Origin of the sequence: Kribbella voronezhensis, from assembly GCF_004365175.1 — a bacterium.
Taxonomy (GTDB): Bacteria; Actinomycetota; Actinomycetes; order Propionibacteriales; family Kribbellaceae; genus Kribbella; species Kribbella voronezhensis.
This window is the reverse complement of the sequence record NZ_SOCE01000001.1, coordinates 5,233,708-5,252,350: the sequence shown is the minus strand read 5'-3', so window position 1 is coordinate 5,252,350 and position 18,643 is coordinate 5,233,708. Positions and strand designations below refer to the sequence as shown.

Genomic DNA, 18,643 nt, shown 5'->3' with positions numbered 1-18,643 from the left:
CACTATCTGTTTCTAGTATCCGCCCCTCGCTAGGAGTCAGTCATGACTAAAACCCGAATTACCTTGGCTCTCGTCGCCGCTTCGGCCGCGGCATTTTCCATCAGCCTTTCCCCGGCCTCCGCGACGTCGGCACCGGCATCCACAGGAACCGCCCAGTTGACCCAGAAGCTGGCCGCCCAGGGTGGCCAACTGAGCGCCGACGGCCGCTGGATGCGGATGCCGGGTGGTGTCGACGTGTCGATGTCCCCGGCCGTCTTCGGCGACTGCCCGTCCGGCTGGGTCTGCCTGTGGCAGGACGGCAGCTATTCCGGCCGAATGCTCAAGTGGAGTTCGTCCGGTACGTCGATCGCGCACCTCAGCGACTACGGGTTCAACGACGAGATGTCCTCCTGGGCGAACCGCGGTTCCCACCTGGCCCGCTGGTGGACCGACGCCAGCTTCAACGGCACCCACCATGACATGCCCGCCGGCAGCTCCGCCGCCCACGGCGGCGGCGACACGGCAAGCTCCCTGAAGATTTACTGAACCCACGGTCGCCGAATTCCCCAAATGAATTCAACTCACGCCCCACACTAATTCCCCACCCCGCAACGGCTCAGCTGGCACCCCCAGCTGAGCCATTGCCACATTTCCCCATTCCCGAACCAAGACGCGCAATTCCCACAAGGCCCTAATTCACCTTCCGACATCACCAAACGCGCCCGACCCAGCATCACGTGAGCATGAGTGTCCCGACCGACAGGACATCCACCCCTCCAGCGCGCCGATCCGCGCCTGACCGAGAGCGGCGGCCACCCAACGCCGCCACACGCGTGCCCTTCGGAACACTGCGCACCCGCCGGCAGCAGACGACGCCCGGAACAGCGACTGGCGCTGACGATCAGCGGGACGCCACCTCGGCGTCCCAGTACGGGGGCAGGTCGGCCGGTTCCCACGACGGGTCGGGACGGAAGTCTGTGTACCGGCCGTCGAACGGGAACCGGGCGGCCTCGATGTCGCCGACGATGCGCTCGCCGGCGGCTCGGATGCGGTCGGCCTCGACCGCCGTCCAGTACGCCGGATGACCGACACGCTCGGCCAGCTCGTCCTCGTCCTTCCAGGACCAACTGCGATCGGGCGCGACCACGATGTCCAGCGCATGATCGAGGATGTCGGTCCCGGCCGACCAGCGGCGTACCGGGGACTCCAGGTTCACGTACCAGCCTTCGAACCGCATCTCCAGGTCGAAGAACCACCACACCGAATGGTCGGCCTCGGGTTCGGTGCGGATCAGCACGTGCCGGCCTTCCCAAGGCCGCGGCCAAAGCATGGACGGCGTACGGTCCCGCTCCGCCAGCGACATCCTCCGGATCAACGCGCCGTCCCGAGTGCCGCGCAGCATGCAGTCCGATCCGGACGCAGTCCAGGTGACCAGCGCCTCCGTGTCGTCACGCACGACCCGCGCGCTCTCCACCGCGGCAATCATCCCATTGCGGTGGACATCGCGACGAACGATCGACTGACCAGGAGCGAAGAGCATCGGCCCATGGTACGGCCGTCTGAACCACGCCACAGCCCGGCCACGCCGTTCAGGAACAGGCGCGAAGGACGCTCTTGATGCCATGGACAGGAGTAACCTTGGCGGCTCAATCGACACGACGCCTATCCCCTTATCTACAAGGGGTTCGGCGCCCCGGGTGACGGGGGCTTGGCCCGCTTCAAGGCAGTTGTTACGGGCGGTTCGCTCAAAGATCCTCCAATGACAGAAGGCGGTCCGGTGGCCTGCCGACTTCCCCCTTCCGCTGCACGTTGTGGTTCGAACCGTGGTCTGGATGGCGTTTAGTCTTGGGGTTGTGCGACTTCCCGGTGTTGGTGCTGACCTTCTGGGGCCCGAGGTCGACGAGTTACGGCTCGCGGCATGGAGCGACGTGATGCGTAGGGTGGGCGCGATCGAGCGTGGAGAGTATGCTCCCGCACCTGCTCAGTCCTGTGAGCGTCTCCGCGAGCAACTCTCCGACCCGAGGACGGCTCGGTGGGCTGGTCATCTCGACGGGACGGTGGTCGGTGCCGCGGAGGTCCGTGCCGCTGGCGAGCCGAAGACGGCTTTCGCGCGGATCTACGTCCTGCCCGACATGCGTGGCCGCGGGGCCGGTCGGTCGCTTCTCGCTGAAGTGGTCCGTGACCAGCGGGCTGCGGGTATGGAGATTCTCGCCACTACGGTCCTCGCGGATACATCCGGCGCTGGATATGCCCGCCATCTCGGCGCCACAGTCGGTGACGAACTCGTCATCAATGTGCTGGACTTCGCGACCCTCGACCGTGCTGCCCTTGAGCGGAGCGCCACTACTGACCAAGACGGCTACCAGTTGGTGCACTGGTCTGGCCGCGCACCGGACCTCCTGGTCGACTCCTATGCCTTGGCAAAGCGCGCGATTGCCGATGCCCCAAACAACCATCTGCCGCCGGGTGCGGTCGTTGCCTGGGACCGCGACCTCGTACGCCAGAGTGAGCGCGAACGCGCCGATCGCACCGTCGAACTGTGGGTCACCGCCGCCGTCGTCGCCGGCACGTCCACGGTGGCGGCGTTCACCGCGGTGGAGGTTGGCCCCTCAAGCGTCGACGTTGGCCAGGAGGACACAGTCGTTGTAGGTGAGCACCGACGACATGGGCTAGCGACTTGGGCGAAAGCCGCTATGGCCCTCCGGCTCGCAGACGAGTTGCCGAACGTGCGTCGCCTGTCCAGCACCACCGCCGTCGCCAACACCGGGATGCGAGCCGTCAACGCACGCACAGGGTTCCGCGAGCTGACCCGACGCCTTCTGGTCACAATCGAGATCGCCAATCTGGCGGAGCGGCTCCACCTCTGACTGACCAGGCGCTGCGTAACGGACGGACGCCGGCGCGCTTCGGGCCCGGAAGGGGCCCGTCTTGAAGGCGTAGAGAAATTTGTCAGATTTGCTGGGCAGGGGCGATCGGTTGTCTGATTTGTCGCCATCGTCGCCCGTGGGCTGGGCCGCGGCGGCAACCACAGCGAGCCGCGACGGAGGAGTGGCGGATCCGGGCGGGTGGGAGCAGGCCACGGAGGAGCGTGCGTGGGGTATACAACCGGTGCCGGGACGGGATTCGAACCCGTATGCCTTTCGGCTGCGAGGTTGGGTTCGACCTGCCGGTGTTCCGGGCGATCCGCAGGGGTCCATCTCGCCTCGGCTGCCCGTCAGCGCACCTTGTTCCGGACAGCACTTAACGCGGCCGAACTGCAACCGAGGCACTGAGGTACAGGCCGGGGACGGGCAGGATCGGCTCGGGCACGGGCAAGGTTGCTACGGCGTCAGGACCGACTGGACGGAGCGCGGTGTGGTGATGGGATCCGCGTGACGATGCACGATCTTCCATGCGTTCTCTTCGCGTCGGAAGATCGTCGTCGCGCGAAGCGCGAACGACGACAGCTCTTCGGCGCCCCCGAGCTTCGCCGTGGTCCGTTCGATCTCGACGATGTACGCCATGTCGCTTGTCTCGTACTCGGAGATACGCTCGAACCTCGTAGGCTCGCCGTCGCTCAGCATCCCAGCCGCGGCGTCCAGCGCTGCGGCGACCTGCCGCCATCCACGCGCCGGCGGCCCGAGCGGATTGGCCAACGTGGTGTCGTCGCTGTGCGAGTACAGCCGCTTCTTCGGCTCGGGGTCGCCAAAGCAGAAAGCTGCCAAGGCTTCGTGGTCTTGCTGGATGAGCTTGTCGAGCTCGGCATTCTTCATGGCTTCCCCCTACGGCAGTCGGATCCAATGACCCTGGAGGCCCGAACTACTGAGGCTGCAGTCGGTGCACTCAAGAAGATGGTCAAGCCTGCGGATTCGGTCAGCAAGGGAGCCGATTCCCGGTTCAGGAGGAACCTTTCCCAACTTCACCGGGACAACCGCCTGAAAGTTGTCAGATTTGCTGAGGAGCAGCGATCGGTCGTCTGTCTCGTCGCAAGCCTCGCCATCGTGGGCATGCACGTGATCGCGCGGGCAACCACCACGAGCCGCGACGGAGGAGCGGCGGACTCCGGGCGGGTGGGAGCAGGCGACGGAGGAGCCTGCGTGGGATACCGGGTCCCGGAGGAAGGTGGTCAACTGCCGGGTGGCACCCGCAGCAACCACGGCGAGCGGCGACGGAGGAGCCGCGGAGAAGGGTGGGTGGGAGCAGGCGACGCAGGAGCCTGCGTGGGATACCGGGTCCCGGAGGAAGGTGGTCAACTGCCGGGTGGCACCCGCAGCAACCACGGCGAGCGGCGACGGAGGAGCCGCGGAGAAGGGCGGGCGGGAGCAGGCGACGGAGGAGCCTGCGTGGGGGATTCCTCGTAGTACCAACAAGTGCCCGGGACGGGATTCGAACCCGTATGCCTTTCGGCTGCGAGGTTTAAGCTCGCTGCGTCTGCCGTTCCGCCACCCGGGCTTAGGTCAGGGGATGACGATACAAGGAATCGGGGCGGCTAGAGGTAGACCTTGCGGGGGTAGAGGGCGTGGGCGCCTGCTACTCGGTCCAGGAAGAGCTTGCCGGAGCAGTGGTCCAGTTCGTGTTGGATGGCTCGGGCTTCGAAGGCGTCAGTGGTGAGGGTGACCGGGTCCGTCGTACCGGGAAGGACGCCGCGGACCGTCAATCGGGTGGCGCGTTTGACGTCGCCGGTGAGGTCGGGGACGGACATGCAGCCCTCGCGGCCCTTTTCCTGGCGGGAGGCCTCGACGACGACCGCGTTGCAGAGGACGAAGACGCCGTGGCAGGTGCGCGTTTTCGGGTGTCCGGTCACGTCCAGAGCGAACATCTGAGCCGCCACGCCCACCTGGGGTGCTGCAAGCCCCACACAGCCCGGCGATACACGCATCGTGGCGATCAGGTCGGCGGCCAGCGCGACCATCACCGGATCAACCGGATCCACCTCGGCGCCGTCTGTGGCGAGAACGGGGTGTGGCGCGCGGATCACCTCCAGTACGTCGCCCACTAGGCCGAGCTGGGCGGGGCTCCAGCTGGCCAACACCTCGTTCAAACGAGTCACAGGTCGTCGCTCTCGGCCGGGCGCAAGGTGACGCCGACGCCGAGTTCGTCCGCTGTGATCTCCAAGGCGCGCTGCAGCAGCTCGAGATCGGCCGAAGCGGGGATCTCCACCTCCGCAGTCAGGACATAGAGCGCCCCGCTGAGCCGCGTGGTCAGGTCCGTGATGGTGCCGCCGACAGTTGCGATCATCCGGGTGACCGCCGAGACGATGCCGGGCCGGTCGGCGCCGTGCACGCTGAGCATGTACGGCGCTCCGATCGGGGCGTGCGTCTGCTCCGGACCCATCTCGCGGACCGTGATCACCAGCTCCCCGCGCAGCGGCTCCACCGCTTCCTTGACCGCCTCGAACTCCCCCGAGCAGACGATCATCATCGCGAAGTGCCCGCGCAGCAGCGTCATCGAGGAGTCCTCGAGGTTCACACCGGTTCCGGCGAGGGCCTCGGTGACGTCGGCGATGATGCCCGGGCGGTCCGGGCCGATGACGGTGACTGCGAGCTGGCTCATGGCGCAGAACCTACCTGGCCGAAAGTCTCGACCTGCTCTGACTTCGGTATCCGGACGCCCGGAACCGACGCCCGAGCGTCCGCGGGCCCACTATCGTCGACGCCATGACCGGCAACCGCAGGCGGAGCCGCCGCGACTGGGTGGTCGACTCGCTACTCTTCCTCGCGGCCGTGTTCGGCAGCTTGCTCCTGTACGACGCCGGCGACCGCGACCCGGTCTCGTCAGGCCTACTCGCGCTCGACTTCATCAGCGGCATGGTGCTCTGCTTCGCCCTCTGGTTCCGCAGACGCTGGCCGGTGCAGCTCGCGATCCTCGGCGCCATCGCCACGACGTACTCCGACGCGGCCGGCGCCGCCACGCTGATCCTGGTCATGTCGGTGACCATCTACAAGCCGCTCCGCGCGACGCTCTGGGTGTTCCTGGCGAACGCGGTCAGCATCGTCATCTACACCGAGGTCCGCGACAAGCCGGAGCCGTGGGGCGTGACGATCGGCTTCTCGGTGGCGATTTACGCGGCAGTCGTCGGCTGGGCGCTCTACATCCGCTCCCGCCGCCAACTGCTGCAGACTTTGCGGGACAGGGCAGATCGCGCCGAGACGGTCGCCCGCCTCCAGGCGCAGCAGGCTCAGCTGCGGGCCCGCGAGGAGCTCGCGCGCGAGATGCACGACGTACTCGGTCATCGATTGTCGCTGCTCAGCGTGCACGCCGGTGCGTTGGCATATCGGCCGGATGCGTCGGCGGAAGAGGTCGGTGGTGCCGCCGAGATCATCCGGGCCAGCGCGCACCAGGCCCTGCAGGACCTGCGTGAAGTGATCGGCGTACTGCGTGCGCCGGTCGGCGAACTCCCCCAGCCGACCTTCGCGGATCTCCCCGTCCTGGTCGAGGACTCCCGGCGAGCGGGGCTCCCGGTCGAACTCGATTTCGATGCCGACGGCCCCCTTCCCGACCACGTCGGCCGGACGGCGTACCGGATTGTCCAAGAAGGGCTGACCAACGCGCTCAAACATGCGCCCGGCGAAGCAGTCCGGGTCCGGGTGGTCGGTGCCCCAGGCAACGGGTTGGAGGTCGAGGTGGTCAACCCGGCGCCGAACCGGCGTACCGGTGAAGGGCAAGGACTGCTCGGATTGGCCGAGCGTGCGGCTCTGGTCGAAGGCAGGCTCGAACACGGGCGGACCCCTGCGGGCGACTTCCGGCTCGCCGCTTGGTTACCGTGGCCCGCATGACGATTCGGGTCCTGATCGTGGACGACGATCCCCTGCTCCGGGCCGGGCTGAAGCTGATGCTCGGTGGTGCGCCGGACATCCGGGTGGTCGGCGAGGCAGGCGACGGGACCGCCGTACCGGGCCTGATCGATCAGCTCTGCCCCGACGTCGTCCTGATGGACATCCGGATGCCCGGAGTCGACGGCCTGACCGCCACCGAGACGCTTCGCCGGCGGCCGGATGCGCCGGAGGTGATCATCTTGACCACGTTCGACGCCGACGAGCACGTACTACGGGCGCTCCGCGCCGGCGCGGCCGGGTTCGTGCTCAAGGACACCCCGCCGGCCGAGATCGTCGAGTCGGTCCGGCGCGTCGTGAACGGTCAGCCTGTGCTGTCGCCCGCGGTGACGAAGCGGCTGATCAACCGGGTGGCCACGTCCGGTCAGGATCAGCGCAAGGCCAAGGCGACCGAGCGGCTCGCGGGGCTGAACGATCGCGAGCGGGAGATCGCCGTCGCGGTCGGCGAGGGCAAGTCGAACGCCGAGATCAGCGCGACCCTCTATCTGAGCGTCCCGACGGTCAAGACGCACGTCTCGCGGATCCTCACCAAGCTCGATCTGAACAATCGCGTCCAGATCGCTCTCCTGGTCCACGACGCCGACCTGCTCGACGGGAGCCGCTGATCGGCGTCATCGGAGCCCGGGCACGCTTGCGCCCGTAGTACGAGCGCGCTTGCGCCCGTAGTACGAGCACGCTTGCGCCCGCAGTACCAAATCCTCGGAACTACGGGCGCCAGACGGCTGCTACTTCGAGCCGGCGGCCCTGCGGAACTCCTCGTTCGGGGTCTGCAGGCTGCCGAGGCTGGTGACCTCGCGGCGGAAGAAGAGCGCGAGGGTCCAGTCGAGGATGACGCGGGCCTTGCGGTTGAGGGTGGGGACGCGGGAGACGTGGTACGTGCGGTGCAGGAACCAGGCCGGGAAGCCCTTCACCTTCACGCCGTACAGCTGCGCGACGCCCTTGTGCAGGCCAAGGCTCGCCACGGAGCCGACGTACTTGTGCTTGTAGTCCTGCGGCTCCTGCCCGTCGACGACGCGCAGGATGTTGGCGGCGAGGCGGTGGGCCTGCCGTACTGCGTGCTGGGCGTTCGGAGCGCAGTACGCGCCGGTGTCGGAGGTGAGGTCGGGGACGGCCGCGTTGTCACCGGCGGACCAGGCGTCTTCGAGACCTTCGATCCGCAGGTTCGCGAGGCACTTGATCCGGCCCTTCTCGTCGCGCGGGAAGTCGGTGTTGGCCAGCGCCGGGTTGGCCTTCACGCCGGCCGTCCAGACGATCGTGTCGGCGTCGAACTCCTCGCCGTCGCTGAGGATCACGTGACCCTTCTCGCAGGACTCCAGCCGGGTGTCCAGCTTGATGTCCATGTTGCGCTTGCGGAGCTCCTCGACGGTGTACTTGCCGAGCTCCTCGCCGACCTCCGGGAGGATCCGGCCGGTCGCCTCGACCAGCACCCAGCGCATGTCCTCGGGCTTGATGTTGTCGTAGTACCGGGTGGCGTAGCGGGCCATGTCCTCCAGCTCCGCGAACGCCTCGACACCGGCGTACCCACCGCCGATGAAGACGAAGGTGAGCGCGGCCTTGCGCAACGCCGGGTCGGGCTGCGAGGACGCGACGTCGAGCCGGTCGAGCACCTTGTTACGCAGCGCGATGGCTTCCTCGACGTTCTTGAAACCGATGGCCTCCTCGGCCAGCCCCGGGATCGGCAGCGTCCGGGCGATCGAGCCGAGCGCGACCACGATCTGGTCGTACGCGAGTTCGTAGTCCGGGCCCTCCTCCGGCATCACCTTCGCGACCTTGTGCGCGTGGTCGATCGACGTGACCCGGCCGGTGACGACCCGGCAGCCCTTGAGTGTCTTGCGCAGCGGGACGACGACGTGCCGCGGTTCGACCGAGCCGGCCGCCGCCTCGGGCAGGAACGGCTGGTACGTCATCACGGACCGCGGGTCGACGACGGTCACCCTGATCCTGCCGCGCCGGGCGGCCTTGCGTAGGCCGTACGCGGTGTACATCCCGACGTAACCGCCCCCGACGACGAGGATGTGCGGTACCTGGGCTGTCATCCGGTTCACTCTCCCTGAGTGGTTCTCCAAGTTCATGTCTACTTCAGGATACAGCGCTCGTGAAAACTTTCACAAGGCGTCTCTCGGGTGATCTCACGCACCGGAATTCACCCGCCAGAGGGTTCTCTTGTGCCCTATCGTGCGACCTTCACGCGCCAAGAACCAGCAATCCCACGATTTGCCCTGTGAGCCGGTACACAACCGCAAAAGGCCCGGTACTACGAACCTTCGCCAAGGTGCACCTACGAGCCCGGGCGCTGGGAGGCGGCAGCATGGCGGCGGGGCGCTGACTGCGAGGAACCCAATCAGGGGCGCATGGGAGCTACCTGCGAGGAGCCTCGCCGAAGCGTGCGGGAGCTAGCTGCGAGAAGGCTCGCCAGAACGTGCGGGAGCTCGCTGCGAGAAGCTCCGCCGAGGCGCGGAGCTGGCGGCGTCTGGGCGAAGCCGGAGCCCGAAGTCGGCAGACAAGAGGCCGAGGCCAAGCGCGAACGCGGCTAGCCTCCGGGTTCGCGTTCGTCAGGTCGACGAGCGGCTCACCCCGACGGCGGGCGCCCTCGTCCAAGCGGGCGACGGAGGAGGCCGCGCCCTGGGCGGGTGGGAGCTGGCGGCGAGGAGCGACGAAGGAGCGAGCGAGGCGCCGGCGTGGGGGTTACAGGCCGGCGAGGGTGCGGGCTCGGGTGAAGACTGCGTCGAGCATGGGTTCGGTGAGTTTGCCGGTGAAGGTGTTTTGCTGGCTGGGGTGGAAGCAGCCGAGGACGACGACTTCGCCGTACGGGCCTGGTACTACGTATTCGACGGCGTGACCGAACTTCGGGCGCGGGCGGGGGATCTCGCCGCCGACGGCGGCCAAGGCGTTGAGGAGTACGTCGAAGCCGAATTTGCCGAGGCAGACGATGACTCGGGTGGACGGCAGGACCAGGCGGAGTTCCGCGTGGAACCACGGGGAGCAGGTGTCGCGTTCTTCCGGCGTCGGCTTGTTGGCCGGAGGGGCGCAGCGGACGGCGGCCATCATCCGGGCGCCGAGGAGGTGGAGACCGTCACCGGCGTGGGTGCTGGTGGGTTGTGATGCGAGGCCGACTCGGTGGAGGGATGCGAAGAGCCAGTCGCCGGAGCGGTCGCCGGTGAAGACCCGGCCGGTTCGGTTTCCACCATGGGCGGCCGGCGCGAGCCCGGCGATCAGGACACGCGGCGACGACGAGCCCCACCCCGCGATCGGCCGGCCCCAGTAAGGCTGGTCCGCAAACGACTTTCGCTTGCTCAGGGCAACATCTTCCCGCCACTCCACCAGGCGATCGCACGCACGACAGACGGAGACCCTGGCGTCGAGTTCCGCCAGGGTCTCCGTCACCGGAAGGTCGCCAGCCAGCGCGACTACGTCAGCAGCGTTGTGGGCGACCGGCGTACGTGGTGCGGCCGGGTCCTCGGGCCATCCGGTCCCCGGCGGCACCGGACTCTCGAAGAGTTGGCCGGTCAGCGGATGCGGCAGCTTCATCCCCTCAGCCTAAGGCGGGCGCCAGCTGACGAAGCCTCAAGTGAACGTCAGCTGGCGAAGCCTCAAGCGAGCGTCAGCTGACGAGTTCCTCCAGCACCGGGTCAGGAGCCGCGTACTTCGTCCGCCGGGTGGCCGGGATGGCCAGGGCCAGCAGGACCGCCACCGCGCAGAAGCCGGACAGCAGCAGGAACGTGTCGGTGAAGCCCGATTCGGCCGGCAGACCGGAGGGCTGGAGGTGGCCGGTGATGATCGAGCTGGCCACCGCCGTACCGATCGATCCGCCGATGGTGCGGATGTTGGCGTTCATGCCGGTCGCCGCGCCGGTCTGCTCACGCGGGACGTTCTGAACGATCAGGCTGGTCATCGACGCGTACGCCAGGCCGAGTCCGATCCCGAAGACCGCGGTCGACAGCGCGACCTGCCACGGATCGTCGTGGAACTCCGCGAACGCTAGCGAGGCGACCAAGCTCAGCGCCGACCCCCAGACCACCTGCGCCTTGGCGCCGAAGTAGGGGGCCAGTGGTCCACTCAGCGAACCGGTGACGGCCATCGTCACCAGCATCGGCAGCATCAGCAGCCCCGCCTGCGTCACACTCGACCCGAAGCCGAAGCCCGCCGCCTTGGGGATCTGCATGAACTGCGGTACGAACGCGTAGACCGCGAACATGGCCGCACCGAAGAGCAAGGCGACCAGGTTGGTCGTCCAGACCGCCGGCAACCGCATCATGCGCATGTCGATCAGTGGGTTCCGCGAGCGCAGTTCGACAGCGATCCAACCGACCAGCAGTACGACGGCCGCAATGAACAGGCTGATGCTCCGGGCCGAGGCCCAGCCCCAGGACCGTCCAGCGCTCAGCGGCAGCAGCAGCGCGATCAGCCAGCCCGACAGCAACGCGGCAGCCAGCCAGTCGATCCGGCCGGGCACCCGGTTGGGTGACTCGGGGACGTAGCGACGCACCATCACCGTGGCGAGCGTGACGACGATCATCGGGATCCAGAACAGCCAGCGCCAGCCGAGCGCGTCGACGATCGGCCCGGCGAGCACGATCCCCAGCCCGCCGCCGGCCGCGATGACGGCCGACACCAGGCCGACCACGGACGGCACCCGTTCGGCGGGGAACTCGTCGCGGATGATGCCGAACGACAGCGGGAACACCGCGCCGCCGAGACCCTGGATCGCGCGGGCGCCGATCAGTACGCCGATGTTGGGCGCGACCGCCGCGAGCAGACAGCCGACCGCGAGCGCGACCAGCCCGATCAGCAGGGTCCGTTCCTTGCCGACCATGTCGCCGACCCGGCCGAGCAGCGGCGTCGCCACCGAGACCGACAGCAACAGGGCCGTGAACACCCAGGTGACCATGCCCGGGGTGGTGTGCAGGTCACGCTGGATGAGGGGCAGCGCCGGGGTCACCAGCGACTGCAGCATGGAGAAAGCAGCCACGACGGTCGCCAGCACGGCCAGCGTCAGTCGGGGCGAAGTTGTCTTTCGATGCCTGATTGTGGGCATGCCGAAGTCCTTCGAGAGGGTGGATGCGCGCCACGCGACGGGGCGCCGGAAGTCCCGACCTGCTAAAGTCGAGGCATGCCTCCACTATAGCGGAGGCCTGCCTCCGGTACTAGTCGATAGGGTGGATGAGGTGACCGAGAACCCGCGTCCCGCTCTGGGTGTCGCCGTGAAACGCCCGCAGCGCACCGACGCCCGTCGGAACTTCGACGCCCTGCTGGGCGCCGCCCGGGAAGCCTTCGCCGAGCACGGCACCGGGGCGTCGCTGGAGGACATCGCCCGCCGCGCCGGCGTCGGGATCGGCACCCTCTACCGCAACTTCCCGACCCGGCAGGACCTCTTCGACAGCGTCTACCTGGGCGAGATCGACGAACTCTGCGCTGCCGCCGTCCAGGTCGCCGACCTGCCGCCCTGGGAGGCGCTGGAGGCCTGGCTGCAGCGCTTCGTCGAGTACGCGGCCACCAAGCGGGCCATCCGCGAGGAGCTGAACAGCGACTCCGAGGCGTTCAGGTTGGCGCGAGACGCGATGTACGCCGCCGGCCAGCCGCTCTTCGACCGGGCCCAGGAAGCCGGCGTGATCCGCACCGACGCGCTGTTCGACGACGTACTCCGGATGGTCAGCGGCCTGACCGGAGCCGGCTTCGTCGACGAGGAGCAGCGGACCCGCGTCCTCCAGCTCGCCCTGGACGGCCTTCGTCCACGCCCCTGAAACTCAGTAGCGGCAGGTCACCGGCAACGACATGATCGAGCCCATGGACGCTGAGGTGGCAGCCAACCGGGTGGCGTGGGAGACGGCGTCGCAGAAGCATGTGAACGAGTACGACGACCTGCTCGCCGAGGCCGCCCGACACGACTCGCTGCGGCCCTGGGAGCTCGCATTGCTCGAGCCCGTCCTCGCGGAGGCGCCGACGGTCGTGCACCTGCAGAGCGGGCACGGCCTCGACGACGTCGACCTGATCGCGAAGGGCGCGCGGAAGGTGATCGGTGTCGACTACAGCACGACCGCGGCCGGCGCGGCTCAGCGCAGGGCACGGGAGCTGGGCGTGGACGTGCAGTACGTCGTCGCCGAGGTCCCGACGACTCCACTCGCCGAACACGCCGCGGACCTGGTGTACACGGGCAAGGGCGCGCTGATCTGGATGCGCGACCTCCAGGCGTGGGCCGACGAGGTCGCACGTCTCCTGAAGCCCGGCGGACTGCTGTATGTCTACGAAGCGCATCCCGCTGTACCGCTGTGGAGCTGGGACGAGGACGAGCCGAGAATCCGCCCGGACCGCAGCTATTTCGCGACGTCGCACATCAACGACAGCTTCCCGGCCAACGGAGCTCAGGAGTGGCAGTGGTCGCTAGGTGAGATCGTCACCGCGATCGTCCGAGCAGGCTTGAGCTTCGCCGTACTGGAGGAGCACGCCGAGCCGTTCTGGCGTCCCGCGGACGGCCACGACGCGGCCGCCTGGCGCGGTCGCCTGCCGAACAGCTTCGCCCTACTCGCCCGCAAGAGCTAGCGCGACGCCGTCCAGGATGTCGTGTTCGGAGACCAGCAACTCGTCGTACACGAGATTGTCGGCCAGTCGGTCGTGGAGTCGTTGCAGGATGAGCGCTCCGGCTCCGATGACGTCCACGCGACCAGGGTGAATGGCCGGTACTGCGGAACGCGCCGCCCGCGTCGATCCCATCAACCAGGACGTCGTGTCGAGCAACAGCGGCGCCGGGATCCTCGCGTGATGGATCTTGTCAGGGTCGTACTCGGTCAACTGCAGCGCGACGGCTGCCACGGTGGTGACGGTGCCGGCGACTCCCACCAGACTGCGCGCCTGGGACAGCGGCACCGAAGTGGATTCGAGCAGCGCGTCGACGTCTCTGGTCGCCGCGGCCATCTCCTCGATCGAGGCCGGATCCGAAGCGAGGTGCCGCTCGGTCATCCGCACCGACCCCATGTCGAGCGACTCCGCCGCGATCACGCCGGACGCGTCGCCCAGCACGAGTTCGGTCGATCCGCCGCCGATGTCGGCGACCAGATAAGGCCCCGGTACGTCAATGTCCGCCAGTCCCCCGGTCGCGCCGGTGAAGCTCAGTTCGGCTTCCTCGTCGCCGGAGATGATTTCGGGCTCGACGCCGAGGCGCGCCTTGATCCCGGCGAAGAACTCGTCCCGGTTGCTCACGTCGCGGGCGGCCGAGGTGGCGACGAACCGGACCCGGGCGGCGTTCGTACTCTGGATCACTGCCGCGTACTCCGAGGCTGCGGCGAAGGTCCGCTCCAAAGCTTCCGGCGCGAAGGCCCCGGTCGAGTCGACCCCCTGGCCGAGCCGGACGATTCGCATCTGCCGATCGACCTCGGTCAGCTTGCCGTCGGCGAAGTCCGCGATCAGCAACCGGATCGAGTTCGTCCCACAGTCGACTGCCGCGACCCGCAACGGCTCACCCATCGAGCCCGCTGACAACTCCCGCCGCACCGCTCGGATGCTCCGCCACTACCCCGGCCTCACGCTCGGCTTCGGGCTGGCCCTCCGTCGTGGGCTCGCGCTCCGCCTCGGGATCGGTGGGCGAGACACAGGGTCCGCGTCGCCCCCAGTCGGACAGCGCTTCAAGTGCCTCGTCGCCGAGCGGGTTCACGCCTGGGCCGACCGCCAGTGAGTGGCCTACCAGCACGTGCAGGCACTTCACCCGGGTCGGCATGCCGCCGGCGGTGATGCCGTCGATCTCGGTGACGTGCTCGATCGACTCGCGGTGCGCGAGGTACGACTCGTGGGCCGCCTGATAAGCCTTCGCGAGCTCCTCGTCGGTGCCGAGGCGCTCGGTCATCTCCTTCATCATCCCGCCCGCTTCGAGCGTGCCGATGGCGGACGCGAGGCGGGGACACGTGATGTAGAAGGTGGTCGGGAACGGCGTACCGTCGGCCAGCCTCGGCTCGGTCTCGACGACATCCGGCAGCCCGCAGGAGCACCGATGCGCGATCGACCGGATGCCGCGGGCGGTCCGCCCGAGCTGGGCACTGACCGCGGCCTGATCGGCCGCACTGACACGTTCTTCGGTCACCGATTGGCCTTGGGGGTCAGGATGGGTTTCGGGGTGGGCTTCGACGGCGTCGGCGCGACCTGCTGGGCGGGCTTGCCGGCACCCTGCACGCTGCCCCAGAGCTTCGTGTACCAGGTCGGGACCTGCTTGTCGGCGGCCGGATCGACCGGACCGGCCGGCTCGGGCGGCGCGCCGACCGGCTTCCCGTCGGCACCGATCACCCGGTAGCCGACCTCACCCGGCATCACCCAGCCGAGCCGCTGCCTGGCCTGGGCCCGGACGTACGCGTCGTCGTTCCAGCGGGCGATCTCGTCGTCCAGCTGGTTGACCCGCTTCTCCCGGTCCTGGATCTCCTGCTGCAGCGCGCTGATCTGCTGGTGCTGGTCGAACCACACCCGCAGGCTCTGCGCGTACGACACGACCAGCGCACCGAGCACGAGCAGCACCACGGCCGCCCGGCCGGTGAGGTTGCGGGAACCCCGGGTCCGGACCGGGCCGGCCGGGGTTCCCGTCGTACGGCGCTTGGGCTGGTTGCCGTCCCGGCGGGCAGGTGGGCGCGACTGGCTGCGACTCGCTGGTCGCGAGCCTGGCCGTGCACCTGGATCCCGGCGGGAGGACATCCAAGAACCTTAGCTCGATCAGCCCTTGAAGCGCGGGAAGGCCGAGCGACCGGCGTACCGGGCCGCGTCGTCGAGCTCCTCCTCGATCCGGAGCAGCTGGTTGTACTTCGCCGTACGGTCCGACCGGGCCGGGGCGCCGGACTTGATCTGGCCGCAGTTCGTCGCGACCGCGAGGTCGGCGATGGTGGTGTCCTCGGTCTCACCGGAGCGGTGGCTCATCATGCAGGTGAAGCCGTTGCGGTGGGCCAGGTCGACGGCGTCCAGCGTCTCGGTCAGCGAACCGATCTGGTTCACCTTGACCAGCAGGCTGTTCGCCGACTTCTCGTTGATCCCGCGCTGCAGGCGCTCGACCTGGGTGACGAACAGGTCATCGCCGACCAGCTGGATCTTGTCGCCGAGCTGGCTGGTGATGTTCTTCCAGCCTTCCCAGTCCTCCTCGTTCAGCGGGTCCTCGATCGAGACGATCGGGTAGGAGGCGACCAGGTCCGCGTAGTACGCGATCATCTCGTCGGACGACTTCTTGCCGCCCTCGAAGGCGTACACGCCGTCGGTGTGGAACTCGCTCGCGGCCACGTCCATGGCCAGCGCGATGTCCTTGCCCGGCTGCAGACCGGCCTTCTCGATCGCGACCAGGATCAGGTCGAGCGCGTCGCGGTTGCTCGGCAGGTTCGGGGCGAAACCGCCCTCGTCACCGAGGCCGGTGGACAGCCCGCGCTCCTTCAGCACCGCCTTCAGCGCGTGGTACACGCCGGCGCCCTGCATCAGCGCATCGGCGTACGTCGCGGCGCCGATCGGGGCGATCATGAACTCCTGCACGTCGACGTTGCTGTCCGCGTGCGCGCCGCCGTTGAGGATGTTCATCATCGGCACCGGGAGCACGTGCGCGTTCGGGCCGCCGACGTAGCGGTAGAGGTCCAGGCCGGCGCTCTCCGCGGCCGCCTTCGCCACCGCGAGGCTGACGCCGAGGATGGCGTTCGCACCCAGCTTGGACTTGTTCGGGGTGCCGTCCAGGTCGAGCATGGCCTGGTCGATCAGCCGCTGCTCGTGGACGTCGTACCCGACGATCTCCTTGTCGATGTCCTCCAGAATGGCCGTGACGGCCTTCTGGACACCCTTGCCGCCGTAGCGGGACTTGTCCCCGTCCCGCAACTCGACGGCCTCGAACTGGCCGGTGGAAGCGCCCGAGGGCACAGCCGCCCGGGCTACGGTGTCGTCGTCGAGCAGAACCTCGACCTCGACAGTGGGGTTGCCGCGCGAGTCAAGAATCTCGCGAGCGCCGACGGCCTCGATGGTGGCCACATCTACTCCTCTGTTCACACCTGATGTCACCCCGAGCCTAACCGCCAGACCACCCACCCCAGTGGACCGCGTCCGCCTTTTCCACAACGCAACCAGGCGCCGGCGGGAAAGAACCTGCCGACCAGCACACGTCCGAGCGGGTCAGCCGGCGGATTCGGTGGTTTGGATTTGGGTGGCCAGGCGGGTGGTGGCCTGGCGGAGGGCTTGTTCTGCGTCGATGCCGGCGTCTCGGGCCTCTTGGACGAGTGCGAGGAGCTTGTCGCCCAGGTCGGGGGCGGCTGGAGGCTCGTAGGGGTGGATCTTTGCCGAGCGGCCGAGGACCTTGTCGGCCAGGGCCAGGGCAGGCAGGGCCAGGGGGATGCCTTCGAGGACTGAGGTGCGTTGTTTTTCGGCGGCCTTGATGGTTTCCCAGTTGGCTTCGACGGCGGCTGCGTCGGCGGCGTGGGTGTCGGCGAAGACGTGCGGGTGGCGGCGGATGAGTTTTTCGACGATGCCGGCGGCGACGTCGTCGATGGAGAAGGCCTCGTCGGGTGAGTCCTCGGCGACGCGGGAGTGGAAGACGACCTGCAGCAACAGATCGCCCAGTTCTTCTCGGAGGTGCTCGTAGTCGCCGGAGTCGATCGCCTCGAGGGTTTCGTAGGTTTCCTCGAGCAGGTACTTCGCGAGGCTCTCGTGCGTCTGCTCCATGTCCCACGGGCAGTTGCGGCGCAGGCGGTCCATCACGCGGACGAGGTCGATCAGGCGCGCGCCCGGTACGTCGTACGAGCCGTGGACGATCTCCACCTCGTACTCCGGTTGCGCGTCACCGCCCTCGGCGGATCGGTGCAGCGAGTCGGCGATCAGCCGGAGCAGGCCCGGTTCGCCATCGTCGCCGACCAGCCAGGCGACCCGCTTGCCGCTGGCCGCCGCCGTGGTCAGCCAGCTCCAGTGGTCGTTGGGTTCGCCGGCCACCAGTTGCACGACGAGACCGGAGCCGACCAACGCCTGCACATCAGGCCGTTCCGGCTTACCGGAGTCGCCAAAGCCATCCCCGAAGCTGCCCCCGGCCGCCTCGGAGACGGCCGGGCCCGCGGCGGAGACGGCCGGGCCCGTGGCCGCGCCGAGGGCGTCGGCGTCTTCGAAAGCCTTCCAGGCCGCCCGGGTGAGGAGGCCGGGCGCCACCCGAGGGCTGGTGAGGACGACCTTGATGGAGCCGGTCACGAGGAAGCGGTCAGCCCTGCGGCTGCTGGTTCGGATCGGCGTTCGGGTCCGCGTTGGGATCCGCGTTCGGGTCCTGTTGCGGCTGCTGCTGGTTCGGCGGGGTGGGCTGGCCGGCCTTGGTTTCCTTCGACAGCGTCGAGAGCGAACCAGAGACCTGGCCGTCGAGGGCACCGTCGGTCCACTTGCCGAAGCGCGGAGCGATGTCGACCTTGATGTTCTTCGCGGCGTCCTTGACGACGCCCTGGCCGGCCTGCTGGGCCTCCTGCACCTTCGGGTCCTTGACGCCGGTGCCGCCGCCGAGCTTGATGATGCCGATCACCGACTCGGCCAGCTCACGCAGGAACGAGTTCGCCTTCGGGTCCTTCGCGAAGTGGTCGTAGGTGCCTTCCGGCGGCAGCAACTTCATCGCGTCGGCGACCTCGGCGTCGGTGATCGTCACCGAGCGCTGCTCGGCGATCTGGTTCACCAGCGCGCTGTTCACGAGGACACTCAGCGCCGCACCGGCGGAGTAGGGCTGGCCGAGCGCGGTGGTGACCGCACGCGAGGTCTCGTCGACATCGGTCACCGAGATCTCGGTCTTGCCCACCTTGGCCGCCGCGCCCGGGTGGGTACCCGCGGCACAACCGCTCAGCAGCAGCACCACCGAAGCCAGCGCGCCCGTCACCTTGACGAGATTTCTGCTCAAC

At 68.3% G+C, this 18,643-nt stretch carries 18 protein-coding genes, 1 tRNA gene and 1 pseudogene; 6 read left to right on the top strand and 14 right to left on the bottom strand.

From position 1 onward, the window contains the following. Positions 1–42: 42 nt before the first annotated feature. Positions 43–525: a peptidase inhibitor family I36 protein gene (locus EV138_RS24535; RefSeq protein ID WP_133981129.1), complete on the top strand. Its 483-nt coding sequence runs from the start codon at positions 43–45 to the stop codon at positions 523–525. Between the two features lie 355 nt (positions 526–880). Here the strand turns inward: EV138_RS24535 and EV138_RS24530 are convergent, their stop codons facing one another. Further along, on the bottom strand, positions 881–1,519 hold the full coding sequence (locus tag EV138_RS24530; protein ID WP_133981128.1) for a ribonuclease FAU-1 family protein: 639 nt from the start codon (positions 1,517–1,519) through the stop codon (positions 881–883). A gap of 292 nt (positions 1,520–1,811) precedes the next feature. Here EV138_RS24530 and EV138_RS24525 point away from each other — a divergent pair, with 292 nt between their 5' ends. Continuing rightward, a complete protein-coding gene (locus EV138_RS24525) occupies positions 1,812–2,846 on the top strand; it encodes a GNAT family N-acetyltransferase (RefSeq protein WP_133981127.1) in 1,035 nt (344 codons plus the stop codon). Positions 2,847–3,299: 453 nt separating this feature from the next. Here the strand turns inward: EV138_RS24525 and EV138_RS24520 are convergent, their stop codons facing one another. From EV138_RS24520 to EV138_RS24505, 4 genes are all read right to left on the bottom strand, one after another. Beyond that, positions 3,300–3,731: a YybH family protein gene (locus EV138_RS24520; RefSeq protein ID WP_133981126.1), complete on the bottom strand. Its 432-nt coding sequence runs from the start codon at positions 3,729–3,731 to the stop codon at positions 3,300–3,302. 598 nt (positions 3,732–4,329) lie between these two features. Next, positions 4,330–4,410: transfer RNA gene (locus tag EV138_RS24515), tRNA-Leu, on the bottom strand. Positions 4,411–4,447: 37 nt separating this feature from the next. Beyond that, a complete protein-coding gene (locus tag EV138_RS24510) occupies positions 4,448–5,008 on the bottom strand; it encodes a peptide deformylase (RefSeq protein ID WP_166678664.1) in 561 nt (186 codons plus the stop codon). Continuing rightward, positions 5,005–5,511, bottom strand: a complete 507-nt coding sequence (locus EV138_RS24505) for a glycine cleavage system transcriptional repressor (protein WP_133981125.1) — start codon at positions 5,509–5,511, stop codon at positions 5,005–5,007. Before EV138_RS24505 ends, EV138_RS24510 begins: the two co-directional genes overlap by 4 nt. A 104-nt stretch (positions 5,512–5,615) precedes the next feature. Here EV138_RS24505 and EV138_RS24500 point away from each other — a divergent pair, with 104 nt between their 5' ends. Together EV138_RS24500 and EV138_RS24495 are read left to right on the top strand one after the other, a co-directional pair. Continuing rightward, complete coding sequence (locus EV138_RS24500) at positions 5,616–6,734, top strand: sensor histidine kinase (protein ID WP_133981124.1); 1,119 nt, start codon at positions 5,616–5,618, stop codon at positions 6,732–6,734. Continuing rightward, positions 6,731–7,396 (top strand): response regulator, encoded by a 666-nt coding sequence (locus tag EV138_RS24495; protein WP_133981123.1) that lies wholly within the window; start codon positions 6,731–6,733, stop codon positions 7,394–7,396. The genes EV138_RS24500 and EV138_RS24495 overlap by 4 nt, the downstream gene beginning before the upstream one ends. 120 nt (positions 7,397–7,516) lie before the next feature. Here EV138_RS24495 and EV138_RS24490 read toward each other — a convergent pair whose 3' ends face one another. The 3 genes from EV138_RS24490 to EV138_RS24480 form a co-directional block, all read right to left on the bottom strand. Then, entirely contained in the window at positions 7,517–8,827 is a 1,311-nt protein-coding gene (locus EV138_RS24490; protein WP_133981122.1) for an NAD(P)/FAD-dependent oxidoreductase, read from the bottom strand. A gap of 649 nt (positions 8,828–9,476) precedes the next feature. After that, positions 9,477–10,319, bottom strand: coding sequence for a uracil-DNA glycosylase (locus EV138_RS24485; protein ID WP_133981121.1), 843 nt, complete (start codon positions 10,317–10,319; stop codon positions 9,477–9,479). A gap of 73 nt (positions 10,320–10,392) precedes the next feature. After that, entirely contained in the window at positions 10,393–11,826 is a 1,434-nt protein-coding gene (locus tag EV138_RS24480; RefSeq protein ID WP_133981120.1) for an MFS transporter, read from the bottom strand. Positions 11,827–11,956: 130 nt separating this feature from the next. Between EV138_RS24480 and EV138_RS24475 the strand changes: the two genes are divergently transcribed. Together EV138_RS24475 and EV138_RS24470 are read left to right on the top strand one after the other, a co-directional pair. After that, positions 11,957–12,532, top strand: a complete 576-nt coding sequence (locus tag EV138_RS24475) for a TetR/AcrR family transcriptional regulator (RefSeq protein ID WP_238158328.1) — start codon at positions 11,957–11,959, stop codon at positions 12,530–12,532. Between the two features lie 43 nt (positions 12,533–12,575). Further along, positions 12,576–13,328 (top strand): class I SAM-dependent methyltransferase, encoded by a 753-nt coding sequence (locus EV138_RS24470; protein WP_133981118.1) that lies wholly within the window; start codon positions 12,576–12,578, stop codon positions 13,326–13,328. On the opposite strand, the gene EV138_RS24465 is transcribed toward EV138_RS24470, so the two are convergent. The 6 genes and pseudogenes from EV138_RS24465 to EV138_RS24440 all read right to left on the bottom strand — a co-directional run bounded on the left by EV138_RS24465 (position 13,308) and on the right by EV138_RS24440 (position 18,642). Next, positions 13,308–14,276: a Ppx/GppA phosphatase family protein gene (locus tag EV138_RS24465; RefSeq protein WP_439649004.1), complete on the bottom strand. Its 969-nt coding sequence runs from the start codon at positions 14,274–14,276 to the stop codon at positions 13,308–13,310. The genes EV138_RS24470 and EV138_RS24465 overlap by 21 nt on opposite strands. Before the next feature lie 67 nt (positions 14,277–14,343). Beyond that, positions 14,344–14,859: pseudogene (locus EV138_RS24460) on the bottom strand (DUF501 domain-containing protein); the annotation flags it as partial. Continuing rightward, positions 14,856–15,458: an FtsB family cell division protein gene (locus tag EV138_RS24455; RefSeq protein WP_133981117.1), complete on the bottom strand. Its 603-nt coding sequence runs from the start codon at positions 15,456–15,458 to the stop codon at positions 14,856–14,858. The pseudogene EV138_RS24460 and the gene EV138_RS24455, both read right to left, overlap by 4 nt. Positions 15,459–15,476: 18 nt before the next feature. Further along, positions 15,477–16,757 (bottom strand): phosphopyruvate hydratase, encoded by a 1,281-nt coding sequence (gene eno / locus EV138_RS24450; protein ID WP_133981116.1) that lies wholly within the window; start codon positions 16,755–16,757, stop codon positions 15,477–15,479. 141 nt (positions 16,758–16,898) lie between these two features. Next, on the bottom strand, positions 16,899–17,957 hold the full coding sequence (locus tag EV138_RS38630) for a nucleoside triphosphate pyrophosphohydrolase (RefSeq protein WP_133981115.1): 1,059 nt from the start codon (positions 17,955–17,957) through the stop codon (positions 16,899–16,901). A gap of 10 nt (positions 17,958–17,967) precedes the next feature. Beyond that, positions 17,968–18,642: a SurA N-terminal domain-containing protein gene (locus tag EV138_RS24440; RefSeq protein ID WP_133981114.1), complete on the bottom strand. Its 675-nt coding sequence runs from the start codon at positions 18,640–18,642 to the stop codon at positions 17,968–17,970. Position 18,643 lies beyond the last annotated feature (1 nt).